Here is a 19,038-nt window from a genome sequence, read left to right as displayed (position 1 = left end):
GATGACCAATCAGCTACGCCACGTCACCCGCGCTTTGCTGTCCGTCTCCGACAAGACCGGCCTGGTCGAATTCGCCCGTTCGCTCGCCGCGCGCGGCGTCGAGCTGGTTTCGACCGGCGGCACCGCAAAGGCGATCGCGGCCGCCGGCCTCAAAGTAACCGATGTCTCCGATCTCACTGGCTTTCCCGAGATGATGGACGGCCGGGTCAAGACCCTGCATCCGAAGGTGCATGGCGGCCTGCTCGCGATCCGCAGCAATGCCGAACATGCGCAGGCGATGAAGACCCACGGCATCGCACCGATCGATCTGCTCGTGGTCAATCTTTACCCGTTCGAGGCGACCGTTGAGAAGGGCGGTGATTTCGACGATTGCATCGAGAATATCGATATCGGCGGCCCGGCGATGATCCGCGCCGCGGCGAAGAACCACGAAGACGTTGCCGTGGTCGTCGATGCGCAGGACTACCCAGCCGTGCTCGACGAGCTCGCCGCCCATGATGGCGCGACCACGCGGGCGCTGCGCCGCCGCCTCGCCGCCAAGGCCTACGCGCGCACGGCCGCCTATGACGCGGCGATCTCCAACTGGTTTGCCGATCAGCTCAAGACCGATGCCCCAGACTATCGAGCCTTCGGCGGCCGGCTGATCCAGGCGCTGCGCTATGGCGAGAACCCGCATCAGCATGCGGCGTTCTACGCTCTGCCCGGCCGCCGGCCCGGCGTCGCGACGGCCCGCCAGCTGCAGGGCAAGGAGCTGTCCTACAACAACATCAACGACACGGATGCGGCCTATGAGTGCATCGCCGAGTTCGACCCCTCGCGCACCGCGGCCTGCGTGATCGTCAAGCATGCCAACCCATGTGGCGTGGCCGAAGGACCTGATCTCGTCTCCGCCTATCAAAAGGCGCTGGCCTGCGATTCCACCTCGGCCTTTGGCGGTATCATCGCCATGAACCGGACGCTGGACGCCGACACCGCGCGCGCCATCACCGGGATCTTCACCGAAGTCATCATCGCGCCGGATGCGACCGAGGAGGCGATCGCGATCATCGCCGGCCGCAAGAATCTGCGCCTCCTGCTCGCAGGCTCGCTGCCCGACCCGCGCGCGCCAGGACTGACCGCGAAGACGGTCGCCGGCGGCCTGTTGGTGCAGAGCCGTGACAACGCCGTAGTCGACGATATGACGTTCAAGGTCGTGACCAAGCGTGCGCCGACCGATGCCGAGATGCGCGATTTGAAGTTCGCCTTCCGCGTCGCCAAGCATGTGAAGTCCAACACCATCGTCTACGCCAAGGATCTTGCGACCGTCGGCATCGGTGCCGGCCAGATGAGCCGGGTCGATTCGGCGCGGATCGCGGCGCGCAAGGCCGAGGACGCGGCCAAGGAGTTGAAGCTCGCCGAACCGCTCACGAAAGGCTCCGTTGTCGCATCCGACGCCTTCTTCCCATTCGCCGACGGCATGCTCGCCTGCATCGAGGCCGGCGCCACGGCCGTAGTGCAGCCCGGCGGCTCCATGCGTGATGACGAGGTGATCAAGGCCGCCGACGAGCACGGCATCGCCATGGTGTTGTCAGGCGTCAGGCATTTCAGGCATTGAATTAGTTCGCTGTCGCCCCGGCGAACGCCGGGGCCCATGGCCACCGGCCGTCGTTGTTACGAACAGCGTCTGCCATATGGGCCAATCGACAGATCACGCGGTATGGGTCCCGGCTCGCGCTCGTTTCACTCGCTTGGCCGGGACGACAGTGGAGTTTTCACCCGCGCCAGCAACATCAGTCCCACCACGAAGAACAACACCAGCACGGCCATGCCGGCCTTTTGGCTCGCGGTGATCGAGGTCACGACGCCGATCAGCAGCGGGCCGATGAAGGACGTGACTTTTCCGGTGAGTGCAAACAGTCCGAAATATTGCGCGATGCGATCCTTTGGGGCCATTCGCACCAGCAGCGAACGTGAGGCGGCCTGCAGCGGCGCGCCGCAGGCGCCGATGACGCAGCCGAGCACGAGATACGCGCGCTCGGCGCTGGAGGCGAACAGCGCGCCACCGGCTTGCGCCGGGGTCACTGGAATGAACAGGATCGAGTCCGTGTTCACCAGCAGGATCGCGATGATCGCAAGCAGCAACAGGGTCATGGTGCCAGCGATGACACGCTTCGGCCCGAAGGCATCGTCGAGCTTACCGCCGATCCAGCCGCCGAACGTGCCGGCGATCGCCAGGATGATGCCGAAGGTGCCGAGCTGAATCGTATTCCAGCCGAAGATGCCGGCAGCATAAATGCCGCCGAATGCATAGAGCGAGATCAGGCCGTCGGTGTAGATCATGTTGGCGATCAGGAACATCATGATGGATCGCTGCTCGGGCAGGCCACGCAGCGTCTCCTTCAGCTCGGCAAGTCCTTCGCGCAAGGCCGCGCCGAGCCGATGCCGTGCCGGGTAGTCCGGTGTGAACAAGAACATCGGCAGCACGAACACGATAAACCACAGGCCGGTGAGCGGCCCGGAGATGCGATCGCCTTCGTGCATGACAGGATCGAGCCCGAACAAGGGCGATAGGCCGAACAGCGTGCGGCCGCTGTCCGGGCTCGCCGCGAGAAAGCCGAGCACCAGGATTAGCGAGACAATGCCGCCGATATAGCCTGTCGCCCAGCCGGTGCCTGACAAGCGCCCGATCCGCTCAGGCGGCACCAGGGTCGGCATCATCGCATTGTTGAAAACGGTCGCGAATTCGACGCCGATGGTGGCGAGCACGTAAGATCCAAGCAGCGGCGCGATCAGTTCGGGGCGCTGCGGCGCGCCGATCCACATCAGACTCGAACCGATCACCAGCATGGCGCCGAACGCCGCGATCCACGGCTTACGGCGGCCGGTGGCGTCCGCGATGGCGCCGAGCACCGGCGAGAGTAGCGCGATGACGATGCCGGCCAACGCGGTGGCAAAGCCCCACAATGCCTGGCCGCTTGCCGCATCCGGCGCCACATGGGTGGCGAAATAGGGCGCAAACACGAAGGTCGCGATCAGGGTGAAATAGGGCTGCGCCGCCCAATCGAAGAAGATCCAGCTCACCACTGCGCGGCGTGGCGGATAGCTCCGCGGCACGACTGCGTCGCATGAGACAATCGATGTCACCGTCATTCCGAAATGTCCTTCACGATCACGCTGTCATGTTTGGCTTTCGAGCCTGCGCCCTATAGCATCCGATGCGCTCAACTTGATGTCGGTCACGGTGAATTTGATGAACCCGTCTCGCTTCACACGGCGGCAGCTCTTGGCCGTCCTCGCGCTGTCTGTCGCTGTGCTGCTGCCCGCGACCGCGCAGGATCTGCGGCGCGGCGGTTACACGCCACCGGCGCAGGAGAGCATCCATGCCATATCTGCCGAGCAGGGCATGGTGGTGGCGCAGGAGAAGCTCGCAGCCCGCATCGGGGCCGAGATCTTGCGGCAGGGCGGCAATGCGGTCGATGCAGCGGTCGCCACCGGCTTCGCGATGGCCGTCACCTATCCGCGCGCCGGCAATATCGGCGGCGGCGGCTTCATGGTGATCCATCTGCGGGAGCGCAACGAGGACATCGCGATCGATTATCGCGAGACCGCGCCCGCCGCGACCACGAAGGACATCTTCCTCGGCGCGGACGGCAAGCCCGATAGCGCCAAGTCGCGCAACTCCGCGCTGGCGGTCGGCGTGCCCGGCACGGTCGCAGGGCTGGCACTTGCGCTCGAGAAATACGGCTCCGGCCATTTCAGCCTCAGTCAAGTGTTACAGCCAGCGATCGGATTGGCGCGTGACGGCTTCGTGATGGCCGACGACATGGCCGACAGCCTGCCGGAATCCTACAAGCGGCTGGCGAAATGGCCGGTGAGCGCGCGACTCTTCTCGCGCGATGACGGCACGCCGCTGCACGAGGGCGACCGGCTGGTGCAGCCCGATCTCGCAGCCACATTGACCGCGATCGCGGAGCAGGGGCCGCGCGGCTTCTACGAGGGACCGGTCGCGGAGAAGCTGGCCAAGGGCATTCAGGACGCCGGCGGCATCATGACGACAGATGATCTGAAGTCCTATCAGCCGGTGATCCGCGCGCCGGTGCGCGGGACCTATCGCGGCTACGACATCGTCTCGATGCCGCTGCCCTCCTCCGGCGGCACGGTGCTCTTGGAGACGCTGAACATTCTCGAAGGCTATCAGCTCCGCGATCTCAGGCAGGGCAGCGCCGCCTCGCTGCATCTGTTGATCGAGGCGATGAAGCGCGCCTACGCCGACCGCGCCCGCTATCTCGGCGATCCCGCCTTCGTCGATGCGCCGGTCAATGTGATGCTGTCCAAAGATTACGCGGCGAAGCAGCGCGCCAGCATCGATCCCGACCGTGCCACCGCGGCCGCCGATGTGCTGCAGCTCAAGCCGCTGCGCGAAGGCAGCAACACGACACATTTCTCGGTCGTCGACAGCATGGGCAACGCCGTCAGCAACACCTACACTCTGAACTTTCCGTTCGGCGTCGGCCTGATTCCCGAGGGCACCGGCGTGCTGCTGAACAATGAGCTCGACGATTTCACCGCCGCGATCGGCGCGTCCAATGCATTCGACCTGGTCGGCTTCGAAGCCAATCTGCCCGGTCCGGGAAAGCGGCCGCTGTCGTCGATGTCGCCGACCATCGTGCTGAAGGACGGCAGGCCGGTGCTGGTGACGGGATCGCCGGGCGGCAGCCGCATCATCTCTACGGTGCTGCAGGTGATCGTCGACGTGCTCGACTATCGCATGGACATCGCGGCCGCGGTGGCGGCGCCGCGGCTGCACCACCAATGGATGCCGGATGAGGTGCGGATCGAGCGCGGCTTTCCGAGCGAGGTGCTGGCGGAGCTGAGCGCGAAGGGCCATCGCATCGTTCAGCCGATGGGCGAGACCTCCGCCAACTCCGTCCTGGTGACATCAAATGGACTGCTCGGAGCACCGGACCCGCGCACACGAGGTGCTGAGGCCGCGCCACAATGAGTTGACGAGAGGTTGCTTGTTGTCCCCACCGGAATAGATTGCACAGCATAGCAAGACGAGCTGCGGGCTTTGCCCGACAGCACGCATATTCCGGGAAGGAAACCAGATGTCCGCCGCCGAGCCTTCACAGGCCATCGAAACTGCTGCGATCGAAGACACCAGCCTGCTCGCCTTCTATCGCGACATGAGCCCGTCCGAACGGCACACCTTCTGGGCCTGCGCCGCCGGCTGGGCGCTCGACGGCATGGACTTCATGATCTACCCGCTGGTGATCGGCACCATCATCACGCTGTGGAAGGTCGATGCCGGCTTGGCCGGCCTTGCCGGCACGGTCACCCTGCTCTCCTCGGCGGTCGGCGGCTGGCTCGGCGGCTATCTCGCCGACCGCGTCGGACGGGTCCGGACGCTGCAGTTTACGATCCTGTGGTTCTCGTTCTTCTCGCTGCTCTGCGCGCTGGCGCAGAATTTCGATCAGCTCCTGATCGCACGCGCGGTGCTCGGCCTCGGTTTCGGTGGCGAATGGGCCGCTGGCGCGGTGCTGATGGGCGAGGCGATCCGGCCGCAATATCGCGGCCGCGCCGTCGGCTCGGTGCAGTCGGGCTGGGCGGTCGGCTGGGGCCTCGCCGTGCTGGCGCAGGCGATCCTGTTCTCGATACTCCCAGCCGAAAGCGCGTGGCGCTGGATGTTCGTGATCGGTGCGCTGCCGGCGCTGCTCGTGTTCTATCTCCGCCGCTATGTCAGAGAGCCCGAGATCGCGGCGGCCACCCGCGCGCAGCAGGCAGAAGCCGGCGACCGGCCGCAGCTCTGGGAAATTTTCTCAGGCCCGATCCTCAAGACCACGATCCTCGCCTCGCTGGTCGCGACCGGCTGCCAGGGCGGCTACTACGCCGTCACCTTCTGGGTGCCGCGCTTCCTCACCACCGAGCGCAAGCTGTCGATCGTCAGTTCCACCGGCTATCTCTCGACCCTGATCATCGGCTCCTTCGTCGGCTATCTCGTCGGCGCCTGGCTCGCCGACCGCATCGGCCGCCGCAATCTGTTCCTGATCTTCTCGCTCGGCGCCATCGCAGTGGTGCTGCTTTATACGCAGCTGCCGCTCTCGAATGAGATTCTTTGGGTGCTGGGCTTCCCGCTCGGCTTCTTCGCCTCGGGCTATTTCTCCGGCATGGGCGCGTTTCTCACCGAGCTCTATCCGACGCGGCTGCGCGGCTCGGGCCAGGGCTTCTGCTACAATTTCGGCCGCGGCATCGGCGCGCTGTTCCCCTATCTGGTCGGCGCGCTCTCGGTCTCGACCTCGCTGGCCAACGCGATCGCGATCTTCGCCGTCGTGGCCTATGCCGTGTTCTTCATTGCCGCCTATTCCCTGCCGGAAACCCGCGGCCGCGTGCTGCACGCAGGTGGGTGATGGTGCCGATACTTGCGGGTAAATTTGAATCTAGTGTGCCCGCGCCGACGCCGCTTTCACCCTCTCCCCTTGTGGGGAGAGGGTAAGACCGCTCTCACAGGTGCTCTCGTTGCCTCTCAACGGTTCACCGTATACGGGCCGCCCTTCTCCATCGCACGCTGATAGGCGGGCCGCTTGTCGATCCGTTCGAGAAAGTCCATCGCGCGCGGATGGCCCTGCTCGAGCCCGCCGCGCGCGGCAGCCGCCTGCAACGGAAAGCTCATCTGGATGTCGGCAGCGGTGAATTCATTCCCGGCAAACCAATCGCTCTTCTGCAACTCGCTTTCCCAGAACGCCATGTGCTGCTTGAGCTGCGGATTGACGAGCGCGGTCAGCGCCTGAGTCGACACCTTGCGCACCAGGGGGCGCAATAATCCGGGCGCACGCCGCGGCATGACGCTGAACAACAGCTTGAGCAGCAGAAGCGGCATCGCCGAGCCCTCGGCATAATGCAGCCAGTAGGTATAGCGCAGCCGCTCCGGCGTCCCCGGCGGCGGGATCAGCCGGCCGCCGCCATAGGTCTCGACCAGATATTCGATGATCGCGCCGGACTCGGCGATCACGTTGCCGCCATCGGTGATGACCGGCGATTTGCCAAGCGGATGGATCGCGCGCAGCTCCGGCGGCGCCCGCAAGTCCGGCTGCCGCTCATAACGAATGATCTCGTAGGGCACACCGAACTCCTCGAGCAGCCACAGCACGCGTTGAGAGCGGGAATTGTTGAGGTGATGAACGGTGAGCATTGGATCCCCTGCCCTGATCGATTGGGTCGCGCCATTCCGTAGCAGGCCGATCCTGGCCGCGCGATGCGGCCAAGACCACAACGGCGTTAAATATTTACCCGGACGATATAGACGAGCCAATAATATCCGGGTATAAACCGCACAATTGTACCGGAACTGTCGCTATGACCCAGACCTTCACTGCCTTTGCGGGCCCGCAGCGCTTGGCCAGCGGCGCGCTTGCTGATGTCGCGCTCGCGGTAAAGCGCGCCGGTATGATGCCTGAGCCGATCGCGATCTTCGACGACCGCACGGGGCGGGCGATCGACCTCGATTTGCGCGGCACCGATGCGGACATTCTGGCGCGGCTGCCGCAGCCGGCTGGCGGCAATACCCAGCCGGAGCCGCCGGTGAGCGAGCCTCGCGGCCGCGGCCGGCCAAAGCTCGGCGTCGTGGCGCGCGAGGTGACGCTGTTGCCGCGCCATTGGGAATGGCTGAACGCGCAGCCGGGCGGCGCTTCGGTGGCGCTGCGTAAGCTGGTTGACGAAGCCCGCCGCGCGAGCGGCGACCGGGATCGGACCCGCGAGGCCCGCGATGCTGCCTATCACTTCATGGCGGGAATGGCGGGCAACCGCCCCAATTTCGAAGAGGCGGTCCGTGCGCTGTTTGCGGACGACCGCCGCCGGTTTGCCGAGCTGATCGCCGACTGGCCGGTGGATATTCGCGATCACGCCATCGCGCTCGCCTATCGCGACCGCGCGGACTGAACGACCCGCGGACCGAGAATCAAGGCGTCCGCGCGCTCACCTCTGCTCTTTCAACGCAACCGCGCGCGACGCATGCATGCGCGCCGCGGCCGACAGGATGCAACTCGTGTCTACTCTCCCGCCGCTCCGCAAGCCGTTCCTAGCCTTCCTGACGCCGATGATGCTCAGCAACATCCTGCAGGCGCTGTTCGGCACGATCAACAACATCTATCTCGGCCAGATGATCGGCGTCGACGCGCTCGCCGCGGTTTCCGTGTTCTTTCCGGCCATGTTCTTCTTCATCTCCTTCGTGCTGGGTCTGGCGTCGGGCGCGGGCGTGCTGATCGGCCAAGCCTGGGGCGCACGCGAGATCGGCAAGGTCAAGACCATCGCCGGCACCACGTTGACGGTGACCCTGCTGATCAGCGCCGTGATCGCGGTGCTCGGCGGGTTGTTCAGTGACGAGCTCATGATCGTGCTCGCGACGCCGGACAACATTCGCGGCGCGGCCGCTGCTTATGCACGCATCATGATGCTGACGATGCCGCTGACATTCACCTTCATCCTGATCACCGCATTGATGCGTGGCGTCGGTGATACCGTGACGCCGCTGCTGGCGCTGGCTGTATCCACGGTTATTGGACTTGCGGTGACGCCGGCCCTGATCCGCGGCTGGTTCGGGCTGCCGCAGCTCGGCGTCGCCAGCGCAGCCTGCGCGTCCGCAGTCTCGAGCCTGCTGACGTTGATCTGGCTCCACGCGCATCTGCGCCGCCGCAAACATCCGCTTGCCTTCGATGCGGCGTTCCTGCACGGCATGCGCCTGGACGCGTATCTGCTGCGGACTGTGCTCCGCCTTGGCATTCCCGCGGCCATCAACATGATCGTGATGTCGACTGCCGAGATGGTGCTGCTTGGGCTGGTCAACAGCTTCGGTTCCGGCGCAACGGCAGCCTACGGCGCCGTCAACCAGGTGCTGAGCTATGTGCAGTTCCCGGCGATATCGATCGCGATCTCGGTCTCGATCTTCGGCGCCCAGGCGATCGGCCGCGGCGAAGCCAAACAGATCGGCCGCATCGTCCGCACCGGGCTCGAAATGAACGTGGTGCTCACCGGTGGGCTGGTGGCGATCGCCTACCTGTTCTCGCGCACGCTGATGGGCTTATTCATCACCGATCCGGCTGTGATCGAGCTTGCGCAGCGCTCGCTGCAGATCGTGCTGTGGAGCTCTGTCATGTTCGGCATGGCGACGACGTTCTCGGCGGCAATGCGGGCCAGTGGCACAGTCTGGGCGCCGCTCTCGATCTCGATACTCACGATCGCGCTCGTTGAGGTGCCCTCGGCGCTCGTGCTCAGTCACGTCTTCGGGATCGATGGCGTCTGGCTCGCCTACCCGATCACCTTCTCCGCCATGCTGCTGCTGCAGATGAGCTTCTACCTGCTGGTCTGGCGCAAGCGGACGATCGTGCGGCTGGTCTGACCGGGCCGCGCGGCTTGCCGCCGCGCGCAATATGATGACCATCATAAAGAACTGGACGCGGCTGCCGGGCTGGACCACAATGGAATGAAATTCCAGGGAGACCGCCCGTGAGCCCCGCCCCCGAGTTCCTGTTCGATTTCGGCAGCCCCAATGCCTTTCTCAGCCATGAGGCGATTCCGGCGATCGAGAAGCGCATCGGCGTGAAGTTCGTCTATGTGCCGGTGCTGCTCGGTGGCATCTTCAAGGCCACCAACAACAAGTCGCCAGCCGAGACGCTCGCCGGCGTCAAGAACAAGCGCGAGTTTCACGCCGTCGAGACCGAGCGCTTTATCAAGCGCTTCCAGGTCGAGCCCTACGTGTGGAACCCTTATTTTCCAGTCAACACGCTGAACTTGATGCGGGCCGCGGTCGCCGCACAGATGGAGGGTGTGTTCGAAGCCTATGTCGAGGCTGCCTTTCACCACATGTGGCGCGAGCCGAAGAAGATGGACGATCCGGAGGTCGCGATTTCAGCGCTCAACTCGTCCGGGCTGGACGGCGCCAAGCTGCTCGCGCGCGCGCAGGAGCCGGAGGTGAAGGCGAAGCTGCTGAACAACACACAAAGAGCAGTCGAGCGTGGCGCATTCGGCTCGCCCACCTTCTTCGTCGGCAACGAGATGTTCTTCGGCAAGGAGCAATTGCGCGACGTCGAGGAGATGGTGCTGGGCCAATCGAACGCGTCATTGCGAGGAGCGTAAGCGACGAAGCAATCCAGCCCGCTTTCAGGATTCTGGATTGCTTCGCTTCGCTCGCAATGACGATGTGGCGAGAAGGGAGACCACCGATGCAGAAGCGCAATGCCACCGTCGCAGTCGTCGGCGCCGGCGATTATATCGGCGCCGAGATCGTCAAGAAATTCGCCGCCGAGGGCTTCACGGTGTTCGCCGGCCGGCGCAATGGCGACAAGCTGGCGCCGCTGGTCAAGGAGGTCGAAGCCGCAGGCGGCAGCATCAACGCGCGTGCGCTCGATGCACGGAAAGAAGAGGAGACCACCGCCTTCCTCAACGAGGCCGACAAACACGCGCCGCTCGAGGTCGTGATCTTCAACGTCGGCGCCAACGTCAATTTCCCGATCCTGGAGACCACCGATCGCGTCTTCCGCAAGGTCTGGGAGATGGCCTGCTGGGCCGGCTTCGTCACCGGCCGCGAAGCGGCGCGGCTGATGCTGCCGCGGGGACAGGGCAACATCTTCTTTACCGGCGCCACCGCCTCGCTACGCGGCGGATCTGGCTTTGCCGCCTTTGCCTCTGCCAAGTTCGGCCTGCGCGCGGTCGCACAGTCGATGGCGCGCGAACTGATGCCGCAAAACATCCATGTCGCCCATCTCATCATCGATTCCGGGGTCGACACCGCCTGGGTGCGCGAGCGCCGCGAGCAGATGTGGGGCAAGGAGGCGCTGGACAATCCCGATCTGTTGATGCCGCCTGCCTCCGTTGCCGGTGCATATTGGCAGCTCTATCAGCAGCCGAAGAGCGCCTGGACGTTCGAGATGGAGATCCGACCGTTTGGTGAAAAGTGGTGAGCGGCGAATAGGGAGTAGCGAATAGCGAATGGGGGCCATCTCTATTCGCTACTCCCTATTCGCCATTCGCCGGCGCAGTATTCTGCTGCTCAGAACGATAGGATATTCAAATGCGCATTCTCGTGGTCGGCGCCGGCGCGATCGGCGGCTATTTCGGCGGCCGGCTGCTGCAATCCGGAGCCGACATCACCTTCCTGGTGCGGCCGCGACGTGCTGGCGAGCTCGCCTCTGCCGGCCTCGTGATCCGGAGCCCGACCGGCGACGTCACCCTGAAGGACCCGCCTACGGTGCAGGCCGCTACGCTGAAGGCGCATTTCGACGTCGTGCTGCTGAGCTGCAAGGCGTATGACCTCGACGATGCCATCGCCTCCTTCGCGCCGGCGGTCGGACCCAACACCGCGATCATCCCGCTGCTCAACGGCATGAAGCATCTCGACGTGCTCGACGCCAGGTTTGGCCGCGCGCGCGTGCTCGGCGGCCTCTGTGCCATCGCCGCCACCTTGAATGAAAAGCGCGAAGTGGTGCAGCTGCAGCCGATGCAGTCGCTGAGCTTCGGCGAGCGCGACGGCGGCAGCTCGGATCGCGTCCGCGCCATCTTCGAGATCTTCCAGCGTGGCAATTTCAATGCCGCGGCGAGCGAGCACATCATGCAGGAGATGTGGGAGAAATGGGTGTTCCTGGCCTCGCTCGCGGCCTCGACCACCCTGATGCGTGCGCCTGTCGGCGTGATCCTCGCTGCGCCCGGCGGCAAGGACTTTCTGCTCGGCATGCTCGACGAATGCAGCGCGACCGCCGCCGCGGCCGGCTATGCGCCGACGGGCCCATTCTTCCAGCGCGTCTCGGGCATGCTGACCACGGAGGGCTCCCCGATGACGGCCTCGATGTTCCGCGACCTCAAGCAGGGCATGCCCGTCGAGGCCGATCACGTCATCGGTGATCTGGTGGCGCGTGCAGACGCCGCGAAGGTGCCGGTGCCGAAGCTGCGCACGGCCTACACGCATCTGAAGACATATGAGGCGCAGCGAACGAAGAGCGTGTAGTACGCAGCCCGTTCTTGCTCCGGTGTCGTCCCCGCGAAAGCGGGGACCCATAACCACCGAATTTCATTTTGCGAAGGCTGGAGCAACAGCTCGCTCTTACAACACTCGCCTGTGGTTATGGGTCCCGGGTCGGCGCTCGCTCTGCTCGCTTGCCCGGGACGACAGCCGTTATTGCGGCTCGATCGACCACAACCAACTACAAATGCGCCAGATAATGCGCGAGCGCGGTGATCTCCTCCTCGCTGAGCGGATAGGCGACATCGGCCATTGCTGCCTGCCCCCCGCCGACACGCTGGCCGGCTTTGTAGTCATGCAGCGCCTTCACCAGATATTCCTCGCGTTGGCCTGCGATGCGCGGGACCGCCTTGGTGCCGGCGAAAGTATCGGTGTGGCATGAGGCGCAGCGCCGCCCGGCGGCCGCCTGCTTCCCCTTCTCCGACAGAGCCGGGTCGTCGTCCTTTGCGCCCGACGGCGGCGCGAGCTGTGCAAAGTAAGCACCGAGATTGCGGATGTCCTCGTTGGTGATCTGCTCGACGACCGGCTGCATCTGCTCGTTCTTGCGCGCGCCGGAGCGGAAATAGACCAGCTGCCACTGAATGTACTGATCGAGCTGGCCGGCGAGCGAGGGGATGTTCTCCATCTGGGAGATTCCGTTCTCGCCGTGGCAGCCGGCGCAGATCTCGCTCGCCTTGGCTTTGCCAGCGGCAATGTCGGCGGCCTGCGCGATCGAAGCGCCGGACAAGCATACCGCGAGCAAACTGCCGATCAGGATATTTCGCATCATTTCCTCTCCGGGCATCGTGGCCAGCCTCTGGCCGACAACGCTCTTATTGTTGATTGGAGGCATCACGATCAAAACACACGATCAAAACAAGGGGCTGCGGCCGCCATAGGGCAGCCGCAGCCCCTGTCACGTCATGTCATCACTTCTTGCTGTTGTTGCCGCTGCCGCTGTAGCTGATGCGATAGATCGCACCGGCCCAGTCGTCCGCCACCAGGATCGAGCCATCCTTGGCGAGAATAATGTCGTCGGGGCGGCCGAGATAGCCCTGGTCGCCTTGGATCCAGCCTTCAGCCAACACTTCCTGCTTGGGATTCTTTCCGTCAGGACCGACGATCACCCGCACGATCCGCGCACCCTGATATTTGTGCCGATTCCAGGAGCCGTGCTCGGCGATCAGGATGTTGTTCTTGTAGTCGGCGGGGAACTGGTCGCCGGTGTAGAACTTCATGCCGAGCGGCGCCACATGCGCTCCGAGATTGAGCACTGGCGGCGTGAACTCCGAGCATTTGTGGCCCATCGCGAATTTCGGATCCGGCATGTCACCTTCGTGGCAGTAGGGATAGCCGAAATGCTCGCCAATCTTATTGATCATGTTGAGCTTGTCGGAGGGCTTGTCGTCGCTGATCCAGTCGCGGGCGTTCTCGGTGAACCAGTACTTGCCCGTGCGCGGATCGACATCGCCGCCGACGCTGTTGCGAACGCCGAGCGCCCAGATTTCGGCATTGCCGGTCTTGGGATCGACGCGGCGGATCTGCGAGACCGAGGTCGGTGGAATGCCGATGTTGAAGGGCGGCCCGAACGGAAGAAAGAACCATCCGTCCTTATCGACTGCAATGTACTTCCAGCCATGCGCGGCATAAGACGGCATGTCGTCATAGACCACCTTGCCGTCACCGAGATGATCGAGATTGGCCTCGGCATTCTCATACTTGATCAGCTTGTCGACCGCGATCACGTAGAGCGAACCATCCTGGAAGGCGACGCCGGTCGGCATGTTCAGCCCCTTGAGGACGGTCTTGACCTCGCGCTTGCCGTCCTTGTCGGTGATCGCATAGACGTTGCCGAGACCGAACGAGCCGACGAACAAGGTGCCCTTGTCGCCCCAGGCCATCTGGCGCGCGGCCAATACGCCCGGCGCCCAGACCTCGATCTTGAAGCCGGCCGGCAGCTTGATCTTTTTGACGATGTCGGCGAGCTCGGATTCCGACGCGCCGGTCGGTGGACCGGACGGCGGCGCCAAGCCCTTCTGCTGCTCGGTCTCGTCGCCAAGGAACCAGTCGTCCGGCGGATGGGTCCAGAACTCCTTGTTGCCGGATTCGTATTTCTTCAGCGGCTTGTCGTTTTGCGGCTGCGGTTGCGCGCTGGCGATATTGGTTCCGGCAAGAAAGCCGATCGCTACGAGCGCAAGAATGCCTCGGTGGAAAACCGATTTCATCGCTTCACTCCCTGAGCAGCCTCGAGGCTGCGACTATTGTTTGTTGTCTTGTGGTCGCTGTTTTTGTTCGTTGTCGGAGTAGGCCGCCTTGCAACGGCCGTGGCCTGATCACGGCGATGAGCAGGCCAAAAAAAATGTTACCACATCTTCGGCGCGTGAGAAGCGGCGCGACGTCGCTTCATCGTGCTCGCGCCAACAAATCCTTGCGCCTGCAGGCGACCTGGCGCGCTTGCTTTGCAACGCAAAAGACCGGATATCGCCAAGCCGCGCCGATCGCATGACCGACCCGCGCTGATCTCACCGGCCTGCCCAAAGAGACGCCATCGCGCATGGCCGATGAGATGATAAGAGGAGATGTCGTGCGAGCGGCCATGTGTCGCCGCCTGGGTGATGTGAACCGAATGCTCATGATGTTTCGAGGACGCCGCAGATGGCCAATTTGTCCCAGCTCCCCATTCCTGCGGCCGGTGCCGGTGTGCTCGATCTGCTGCGGCAGTTCAGATATGACCCCGCAGCAGCGGCCGCCTATGGCGAGACCTGCCTGACGCGCACCAAGGCGATCGAACCAAGGCTGAAGGCGTTCGAATATCTGCCGACCGACGTCGCGCCCAAGCAGGGGCCGCTCGCCGGCATTCCCGTTGCGATCAAGGACATCATCGCCACGCACGACATGCCCACCACCAACGGCTCGCGGATCTACCGTGATCACGTGCCGGCCAACGACGCCTGGGTGGTGGAGCGGCTGCGCAATCTCGGCGCCACTATCTTCGGCAAGACGGTCTCGACCGAATTCGCCTGGCGCCATCCCGGCCCGACCGTCAATCCCTGGAATCCGGCGCACACCCCCGGCGGTTCGTCGTCGGGCTCGGCGGCTGCGGTCGCTGCCGGCCTAGTGCCGCTGGCGCTGGGAACGCAGACGCTCGGCTCGGTGATCCGTCCGGCCGCGTTCAACGGCGTGGTTGGCCTCAAGCCGAGCTTCGGCGCGATCCCGCGCGTCGGGGTGCATCCCCTGAGCTTCTCGCTCGATCATGTCGGCTTCTTCGCCCGCCGCGTCGACGACGTTGCGCTGGCGTTATCGCTGCTTGCCGGCAGCAATGATGGCGACCTTCACGGCCGGCCGCTGCCGGCCTTCACGATCGATCTCGACACCGGCGTGGCGCCGCTCGACAAGCCGCGGCTCGCGGTGGTGCGCTTCAAGTAATATGAGCGCGCCGAGCCTGAGCAGAAGCAGGTGTTCGAGGCTGCGGTCGCGACGCTGCGCAGCGCCGGTGCCGTCGTCGAGGACATGGAGCTGGCCACGCTCGATGCCGTCAATTGGAACGCGATCAACACCATCATGCTGAGTGAGGCGACGGTGATCTTTTCCGACCTGATCGCGCGTTTCCCGGATCGCGTCAGCGACGTGATGAAGGAGCACGTCGAGACCGGCAAGACCAAATCGGCGATGGAGTACCTTGCCGCCAAGGCGGCGCAGGAGATGCGGCGCGCGGCGCTCGGTGCCGAACTCGACGGCTTCGACGCAGTGCTGACCTTGCCGGCTTTCGGCGAGGCGCCCCGCGGGCTCGACTGGACCGGCGATGCCGAATATTGCGCGCCCTGGACCTTCCTGGGCGCACCGGCGGCGACGGTGCCGGCGGGCTTCGGCAAGAACGGACTGCCGCTTGGTGTGCAGATCGCGGGCCGGTATCGCGATGACGTCCGTGTTCTCAGGGTCGCGAAATGGGTGGAAACCACGCTCGCCTTCGACCCTGGTGTCCCGGCGCTCTCTTGCTAGTGCAACGCCCTTCGCGGCAAAACCCACTGGTTGCCCTTCGGCGAGCGCGGTAGAAAGCCGATATGACAGTTACGGACATTGCGAGCAGAACCTACAATCACGGCTGGCGGCTCGATCCGATCGTGCGCAGCCTGCTCGATACCGATTTCTATAAATTATTAATGATGCAGATGATTCGGGAGTTCTACCCGGATCAGCAGGTGACCTTTTCGGTCATCAATCGCACCAAGCGGGTGCGGCTTGGCGACATCATCGACGAAGGCGAGCTGCGCGCCCAGCTCGACCATGCCCGCACCATCCGCTTCACCAAGAAAGAGCTGATCTGGCTGGCCGGTAATACCTTCTACGGCAAGACCCATATGTTCGCGCCGGACTTCATCGCCTGGCTCGGCAATTTCCGGCTGCCTGAATATGAGCTGCGCAAGGCGGACGGCCAGTACGAGCTGCACTTCCACGGGCCGTGGACCCACACCACGATGTGGGAGATTCCGGCGCTGGCGATCGTCAACGAGCTGCGCTCGCGCCAGGCCATGAAGGGACAGGGGCGGTTTGCGCTCGACGTGCTGTTCGCCCGCGCCAAGGCCAAGCTGTGGGCCAAGGTCGAGCGGCTGCGCAAGCTCGATGGCCTGCGCCTGTCCGATTTCGGCACCCGCCGCCGTCACGGCTTCCTCTGGCAGCGCTGGTGCGTCGAGGCGGTGAAGGAAGGGCTCGGGCCATCCTTCACCGGCACGTCCAATGTGCTGCTCGCCATGGACAATGATCTCGAGGCGATCGGCACCAATGCGCATGAGCTGCCGATGGTCGCCGCCGCGCTCGCAAAAGACGATGACGAGCTGCGCTTTGCACCCTATCGCATCCTGGACCAGTGGCGGCAGACCTACGCCGGCAATCTCCTGATCGCGCTGCCCGACGCCTTCGGCACCAAGGCGTTTCTGCGCGATGCGCCGGACTGGGTGGCCGACTGGACCGGCTTCCGCCCCGATAGCGCGCCGCCGATCGAAGCCGGCGAGGAGATCATTGCCTGGTGGAAGGCGAGAGGTCGCGATCCCCGGCAGAAGCTCTTGGTGTTCTCCGACGCGATGGATGTCGAATCGATCGAGCAGATCCACCATCGCTTCGGCAACAGGGTCCGGCTCTCCTTCGGCTGGGGCACCAACCTGACCAATGATTTCGTCGGCTGCTCGCCGGACGGCTCGGTCGATCTCGATCCGATCTCGCTGGTCTGCAAGGTGACGTCGGTTGACGGCAGGCCGGCCGTCAAACTCTCCGATAATCCGGAGAAGGCGACCGGTGATCCCACTGAGATCGCGCGCTACATCCGCGTGTTCGGCAATGCCGGCCGGGTGAGGGCTCCGGTCTACGTCTGACCGCGAAGCGAATTGCACGCCGGTTGTGCAATCCCTACAATGAAACCGTCGTAATTCGGCGCAGGGGGCTGGTGCATATGACGGCGTTCGCTTGGATTAGGCGGCGATGGTGGGCTGTCGATCCGCTGTTGACGATTGCGATGACGCTGGTGATCGCGCTGGCGGCTGCACGGCCCGCCATGGCCGACAAGCGCGTCGCGTTGGTGATTGGAAACGCCACCTATCAGCACGCAAGGGGCCCTGAAGGCGCAGCCGGCGACGCACGTGTCATCGGTGCGGCGCTGCAAAGCGCGGGCTTCACGCTCGCTGGCGGCGCCGTGCAAATCGACCTCGACAAAGCGAGCCTCGATCGTGCCATACAGGATTTCGGCAAGCAGATCTCGGATGCCGATGTCGCGCTGGTCTACTACGCCGGGCATGCGATCCAGCTTCGCGCCTCCAATTTCCTGGTGCCGGTCGACGCCGATCCGAGCAAGGAGAGCGACGTCGATACACAGATGCTGCATGTCGGGCTGCTGCTGCACCAGCTGGAGGGATCGGCGAGGCGGCTCAATGTGGTGGTGCTCGATGCCTGCCACGATAATCCATTCCAGAGCCGCGGCCTGACCGAACCCGGGCTCGCGGCGATGCGCGCTCCGGAGGGCACGCTGGTGTCTTATCCGGCACAGCCCGATGCGGCCGTGCCCGGGACCTCTGACGCTAATAACCTGTTCGCGATGACGCTGGCCGAGACCATGCTGCGCCCAGGCCTCGGCCTGCTCGACGTCTTCAACGAGAGCGGCCTTGCCGTGAAACGCAAGACCAATGGAGCGCAGCAGCCGTTCGTCTCGTTCTCGCCGATCAATGCGCATTTCCTGTTTGTCGCGGCGCCGCCACCCACTGCAAGAGCGGCCATTGCGGCGCTTCCGGCCGCACCGAAGACCGCCACGGGGACATCGGAGCGCGCCGTGCTCTATGATGAGGATCCGAGCGATCCGAAGGGCAGGCAATATGCGGGCACGGCGGTCTGGCGCATCGAGCAGGTCAAGGCCAATGGCACCGAGAAGGCAGGCGTTGCCTTGCGCGCCGACGTCGAGATTCCCGATCGGCATTTGAAGATGGTGTTGACGCTACGCCGCAACAGCGACTCGTCGCTGCCGGCCAGCCATGTCGCCGAGCTGACCTTCATCGTGCCGCCCGATTTCGTAGGCGCTGGCATCGACAATGTGCCGGGCATGCTGATGAAAACCAGCGAGCAGGCCCGCGGCACGCCGATCGCGGGCCTTTCAGTCAGGGTGAAGGAGGATTTCTTCCTGGTCGGCTTTTCCAATGTCGAATCCGACCGGCAGCGCAATATGGAGTTGCTGAAGAGCCGGGAGTGGTTCGACGTGCCGCTCGTCTATGGCAACAAGCGGCGGGCCATCCTCGCGATCGACAAGGGTCCATCCGGCGATCGCGCCTTCGCGGACGCGCTCGCGGCTTGGGACCGAGGCCAGTGAATATGGGCTGGGAGGTCGGAAGGGGCTTTGGAGCGGGCGAAGGGGTTCGAACCCTCGACCCCGACCTTGGCAAGGTCGTGCTCTACCACTGAGCTACACCCGCATCCTGTTTTCCGGCACAGCACGCACCGGCGACGCGCAGACCTATGCCAAAACCGGCGGCCGAATGCAACAGGGGTGCGACACTGAAAACCGGACAATATTTTTCGGTTCCGGGTCTTGATCGCCT

At 64.3% G+C, this 19,038-nt stretch carries 15 protein-coding genes, 1 tRNA gene and 1 pseudogene; 12 read left to right on the top strand and 5 right to left on the bottom strand.

Annotated features, from left to right (window positions below; translation table 11 throughout):
* The first annotated feature begins 1 nt into the window (after nucleotide 1).
* Nucleotides 2-1,594 carry a bifunctional phosphoribosylaminoimidazolecarboxamide formyltransferase/IMP cyclohydrolase gene (purH, locus tag P6U24_RS01275; protein ID WP_407157414.1) on the top strand — a complete coding sequence of 531 codons (1,593 nt, stop codon included), beginning with the start codon at nucleotides 2-4 and terminating at the stop codon, nucleotides 1,592-1,594.
* 125 nt (nucleotides 1,595-1,719) lie between these two features.
* Here purH and P6U24_RS01270 read toward each other — a convergent pair whose 3' ends face one another.
* On the bottom strand, nucleotides 1,720-3,129 hold the full coding sequence (locus P6U24_RS01270; RefSeq protein WP_407157413.1) for an MFS transporter: 1,410 nt from the start codon (nucleotides 3,127-3,129) through the stop codon (nucleotides 1,720-1,722).
* Between the two features lie 100 nt (nucleotides 3,130-3,229).
* On the opposite strand from P6U24_RS01270, the gene ggt reads away from it, so the two are divergent.
* The gene (gene ggt / locus P6U24_RS01265; RefSeq protein WP_407157412.1) at nucleotides 3,230-4,981 is read left to right on the top strand and encodes a gamma-glutamyltransferase; all 1,752 of its coding nucleotides are present in this window, start codon (nucleotides 3,230-3,232) and stop codon (nucleotides 4,979-4,981) included.
* Between the two features lie 106 nt (nucleotides 4,982-5,087).
* Nucleotides 5,088-6,386: an MFS transporter gene (locus P6U24_RS01260; protein ID WP_407157411.1), complete on the top strand. Its 1,299-nt coding sequence runs from the start codon at nucleotides 5,088-5,090 to the stop codon at nucleotides 6,384-6,386.
* Nucleotides 6,387-6,502: 116 nt separating this feature from the next.
* On the opposite strand, the gene P6U24_RS01255 is transcribed toward P6U24_RS01260, so the two are convergent.
* Nucleotides 6,503-7,168: a glutathione S-transferase family protein gene (locus tag P6U24_RS01255; protein ID WP_407157410.1), complete on the bottom strand. Its 666-nt coding sequence runs from the start codon at nucleotides 7,166-7,168 to the stop codon at nucleotides 6,503-6,505.
* A 164-nt stretch (nucleotides 7,169-7,332) separates the two neighbouring features.
* Between P6U24_RS01255 and P6U24_RS01250 the strand changes: the two genes are divergently transcribed.
* The 5 genes from P6U24_RS01250 to panE all read left to right on the top strand — a co-directional run bounded on the left by P6U24_RS01250 (nucleotide 7,333) and on the right by panE (nucleotide 11,971).
* Entirely contained in the window at nucleotides 7,333-7,914 is a 582-nt protein-coding gene (locus P6U24_RS01250) for a DUF2239 family protein (RefSeq protein ID WP_407157409.1), read from the top strand.
* 97 nt (nucleotides 7,915-8,011) lie between these two features.
* A complete protein-coding gene (locus P6U24_RS01245) occupies nucleotides 8,012-9,370 on the top strand; it encodes an MATE family efflux transporter (RefSeq protein ID WP_407157408.1) in 1,359 nt (452 codons plus the stop codon).
* Nucleotides 9,371-9,477: 107 nt separating this feature from the next.
* A complete protein-coding gene (locus P6U24_RS01240) occupies nucleotides 9,478-10,107 on the top strand; it encodes a 2-hydroxychromene-2-carboxylate isomerase (RefSeq protein WP_407157407.1) in 630 nt (209 codons plus the stop codon).
* An 86-nt stretch (nucleotides 10,108-10,193) separates the two neighbouring features.
* A complete protein-coding gene (locus tag P6U24_RS01235; RefSeq protein WP_407157406.1) occupies nucleotides 10,194-10,931 on the top strand; it encodes an SDR family oxidoreductase in 738 nt (245 codons plus the stop codon).
* A gap of 110 nt (nucleotides 10,932-11,041) precedes the next feature.
* Entirely contained in the window at nucleotides 11,042-11,971 is a 930-nt protein-coding gene (gene panE / locus P6U24_RS01230; RefSeq protein WP_407157405.1) for a 2-dehydropantoate 2-reductase, read from the top strand.
* 196 nt (nucleotides 11,972-12,167) lie between these two features.
* Here the strand turns inward: panE and P6U24_RS01225 are convergent, their stop codons facing one another.
* Nucleotides 12,168-12,713 carry a c-type cytochrome gene (locus tag P6U24_RS01225; RefSeq protein WP_407160729.1) on the bottom strand — a complete coding sequence of 182 codons (546 nt, stop codon included), beginning with the start codon at nucleotides 12,711-12,713 and terminating at the stop codon, nucleotides 12,168-12,170.
* On the opposite strand from P6U24_RS01225, the gene P6U24_RS01220 reads away from it, so the two are divergent.
* Nucleotides 12,601-12,864: a hypothetical protein gene (locus tag P6U24_RS01220; protein WP_407160816.1), complete on the top strand. Its 264-nt coding sequence runs from the start codon at nucleotides 12,601-12,603 to the stop codon at nucleotides 12,862-12,864. The two genes, P6U24_RS01225 and P6U24_RS01220, sit on opposite strands and share 113 nt — an antisense overlap.
* Before the next feature lie 30 nt (nucleotides 12,865-12,894).
* Here the strand turns inward: P6U24_RS01220 and P6U24_RS01215 are convergent, their stop codons facing one another.
* Complete coding sequence (locus P6U24_RS01215; protein WP_407157404.1) at nucleotides 12,895-14,190, bottom strand: PQQ-dependent sugar dehydrogenase; 1,296 nt, start codon at nucleotides 14,188-14,190, stop codon at nucleotides 12,895-12,897.
* 430 nt (nucleotides 14,191-14,620) lie between these two features.
* On the opposite strand from P6U24_RS01215, the pseudogene P6U24_RS01210 reads away from it, so the two are divergent.
* From P6U24_RS01210 to P6U24_RS01200, 3 genes and pseudogenes are all read left to right on the top strand, one after another.
* Nucleotides 14,621-15,964, top strand: a pseudogene (locus P6U24_RS01210) (amidase).
* Nucleotides 15,965-16,026: 62 nt separating this feature from the next.
* Entirely contained in the window at nucleotides 16,027-17,331 is a 1,305-nt protein-coding gene (gene pncB, locus P6U24_RS01205) for a nicotinate phosphoribosyltransferase (protein WP_407157403.1), read from the top strand.
* Between the two features lie 77 nt (nucleotides 17,332-17,408).
* The gene (locus P6U24_RS01200; protein WP_407157402.1) at nucleotides 17,409-18,809 is read left to right on the top strand and encodes a caspase domain-containing protein; all 1,401 of its coding nucleotides are present in this window, start codon (nucleotides 17,409-17,411) and stop codon (nucleotides 18,807-18,809) included.
* 28 nt (nucleotides 18,810-18,837) lie between these two features.
* Here P6U24_RS01200 and P6U24_RS01195 read toward each other — a convergent pair.
* Nucleotides 18,838-18,912 (bottom strand) — tRNA-Gly (locus P6U24_RS01195).
* Nucleotides 18,913-19,038 lie beyond the last annotated feature (126 nt).

This window comes from Bradyrhizobium sp. STM 3557 (genome assembly GCF_045571465.1).
In the GTDB taxonomy this organism is placed as follows: Bacteria; Pseudomonadota; Alphaproteobacteria; order Rhizobiales; family Xanthobacteraceae; genus Bradyrhizobium.
Note: the sequence above shows the minus strand (reverse complement) of the source record. Positions and strands in the feature narration are given on the sequence as shown.